The sequence below is a fragment of the Mycobacterium sp. genome, from assembly GCF_035314665.1.
In the GTDB taxonomy this organism is placed as follows: Bacteria; Actinomycetota; Actinomycetes; order Mycobacteriales; family Mycobacteriaceae; genus Mycobacterium.
Map to the genome: position 1 here is coordinate 1 of NZ_DATFZD010000030.1, position 2706 is coordinate 2706.

Genomic DNA, 2706 nt, shown 5'->3' on the forward strand with positions numbered 1-2706 from the left:
GTGGTCCGGACCCGTTTGCCGCGGCGAACGCCGGCGATGCCGGCGGCCCGCATATGCCGGGCGACCTGATCACGTCCGACGTCGTGGCCAGCACGGCGGGCTGCTTTCCACAGCTTGCGGGCGCCGTAGACGCGATAGTTGTCTTCCCAGATCTGGCGCAGCGCCGGCCCCAAGACGGCGTCGCGGCAAGCTCGCACAGAGGGCGGACGCGCCTTGCTTGCGTAGTAGCTGCTCGGGGCCACCTGCACGCCTCCTGATCGCAGGACAGTGCAGATGGGCTCGACCCCGAACTCGTCACGGTTAACGTCGATGAAGGCGACTACTTCTTGTGTTGGCGGTCGGTGAAAGTCGGCCCGGGACGCGGTGACAACTGTTGGGGTTGTTCCGTTTTCCCGGGCCGCTTCCCGAACCCGGCGTGCACCTTTCAATGCACCGGGCTCTCCACAAGACCCGATCAGGCTGCTGTGCTGGTGTCCTCATCGTTCTCCGGCCAGGGCGAGGGGATGACCGCACCGCGGTAGCGGTAGCGGGTGGTGCCGATCTTCTCCAGATCGATCAGCACCCGTTCCTCGGTGGCTGGCCACCAGCCGCCGCCGCAATAACGACGGCGAAGCTGCTTCCAGGTCGCCTTGCGGTGTTTACGGCGCATCCACCGCCATACCGTCTGCCACGTGTAGTGACTGAGGTAGGAGAAGGTCGCCGAGGACACCCCGGCCCGGAAATAGCCCGCCCAGCCTGCCAGCGTCGAATTGATTCGGCGCAGCAGGTCATCGAGCGACTGGTTCGGTTCGACTGTTCGACGCAACGTCTTGAGCTTCCGTTTGACCGCCAACACGGCCGTGGTAGACGGATGAACATAGACGTAACTGTTGCTGGTGCCCCGTTTGCGGCGGCGCTGGATGTGCCACCCGAGGAAGTCCAGCCCCTCGTCGATGTGGGTGATCAGGGTCTTGTCCGGTGACAGACGCAACCCCATCGTCGCCAGCACGACGACGATGCCCTCCCGTAGTGCATCGGCGTGGGCTCTGGTGCCCCGCACCATCAGACACCAGTCGTCGGCGTAGCGGACGAGCCGAAAGTTCGGCTGCCCGTGGCGAAGTCGTTTGGCACGCTCGTTGATACCGGTGGCCGGGCCACCCGGCATCCCGGCGATGTGTTCATCGAGCACCGACAACGCCACGTTGGCCAACAACGGTGAGAGGATCCCACCCTGCGGAGTTCCCGCGGTGCTGTCTTCCAGCAGACCTGCCTCCGTGAGGATGCCCGCCTTCAGGAACGCCTTCACCAAACCCAGCACCCGGTTGTCCCCGACGCGCCGACACACCCGCCCCATCAGAGCGGTGTGGTCGATCTCGTCGAAACAGGCCTTGATGTCGCCCTCGACGACCCAGTCATAACACCTGGGACGCGTCGCGAGGTAACGCACTTCGGCCACCGCGTCATGAGCCCGGCGATTCGGACGGAAACCGTAGGAACACGGCAAGAAATCCGCCTCGAAGATCGGCTCCAACACCAACTTCAACGATGCCTGGACCACCCGATCGGCCACGATCGGAATCCCGAGGCGGCGCAACTTCCCACCTGCCTTCGGGATCATCCGCTCGCGGACCGGCAACGGACGGAAACTGCGGTCCTTGACGCTGGACCGCAAGTCATCGAGGAACGCCTCGACGCCTTGCCCGGCGGCGATGGACGACGCGGTACGCCGATCCACCCCCGCCGTGGCGGCACCCTTGTTTCCGCTCACCCGATCCCAGGCCACCAACAAAAAGGCGGGATCGGCAACGAGGTTGAACAGATCGTCGAACCGGCGATGAGGATCATCGCCAGCCCAACGGTGCAGCTTGGTCTGGATCTTCAGTACCCGTTGCCGCGCTAGCATCAGCGCCAACTCGAGTTCGTCGGTGTTCACCGGCGACATCTATACCCTCCTGATCTTCCAGTTCTCGCACTGCGCGTCTTGCTGGCCCCCTTCGCCCTGTGACCGCCTTTCTCGGTCTCCGCGGCGGGCACGTCACCGCCCGCGACTACTACGAGGCCTCCGCCCCACCCTGATGCGGTTCCTTGACTCCGAACGGCGAGTCTTCTCACCTCGACCCGGCTGGCTGCCCGGGCCGAAATGAACGGTCCCGCAGGATGGTTCCCACGTTCACCAGATCATCGGTTGGTCAGGGAGGTGCCCAGCTCTACTCCGGCAGCATCGCCACGGTTACGCCGCAGGCCTTCACCGTGGCCTCCCCACCGATGGAACTAAACGGCTTCGGAGTCGACCCCACCGTCGGTGAGATCGTGCACTGCAGACCGGCCCATATCCGCCAGGTTGGAGCCGGCTTCGCGGTTACGGAGCTTCCAGCACTGGTTCGCTTGCGCTGCACCTTCTGACCTTGCTCAACGAGCCCGCACCGTCTGGCAGTACCAGCACGGCTCGCCTTCTCGGGGCCGCTTGCCACCGATCACCGTCGTTCCCGGCGATCGGCTGCCCCGACGCTTCATCAGGCCGCTGCGACGGCCCAACAAAGACGGTCTCTCACCACCTCCCGATACATCCAGCGCCTCGTGGCGCACAGCTCCGCCCCGAAGAAACTGGCGGCCCGCTTCAGAATTTCGTTGGCGCGCTTCAGTTCTCGGATCTCCTGCTCAAGCTCCCTGACCCGCTGCGACTCCGCAGTCGACACCCCGGGCGCGTAACCGTCGTCGATGTCGGCC

Annotated in this window: 2 protein-coding genes, 2 pseudogenes and 1 other annotated feature; of the genes and pseudogenes, 1 reads left to right on the forward strand and 3 read right to left on the reverse strand. The window is 64.9% G+C overall.

Features of this window, described 5'->3' with window-relative positions; genetic code table 11:
* Both VKI00_RS02040 and ltrA read right to left on the reverse strand, forming a co-directional pair.
* Positions 1 to 341 (reverse strand): annotated as a pseudogene (locus tag VKI00_RS02040) (IS3 family transposase); the annotation flags it as partial.
* Positions 234 to 363 (reverse strand) — a sequence feature (AL1L pseudoknot). (Overlaps the previous pseudogene by 108 nt.)
* 91 nt (positions 364 to 454) lie before the next feature.
* Entirely contained in the window at positions 455 to 1912 is a 1458-nt protein-coding gene (gene ltrA / locus VKI00_RS02045) for a group II intron reverse transcriptase/maturase (protein WP_324434927.1), read from the reverse strand.
* A gap of 224 nt (positions 1913 to 2136) precedes the next feature.
* Here ltrA and VKI00_RS02050 point away from each other — a divergent pair, with 224 nt between their 5' ends.
* Positions 2137 to 2382, forward strand: coding sequence for a hypothetical protein (locus VKI00_RS02050; RefSeq protein WP_324434925.1), 246 nt, complete (start codon positions 2137 to 2139; stop codon positions 2380 to 2382).
* A 194-nt stretch (positions 2383 to 2576) separates the two neighbouring features.
* Here VKI00_RS02050 and VKI00_RS02055 read toward each other — a convergent pair.
* Positions 2577 to 2706: pseudogene (locus VKI00_RS02055) on the reverse strand (IS3 family transposase); the annotation flags it as partial.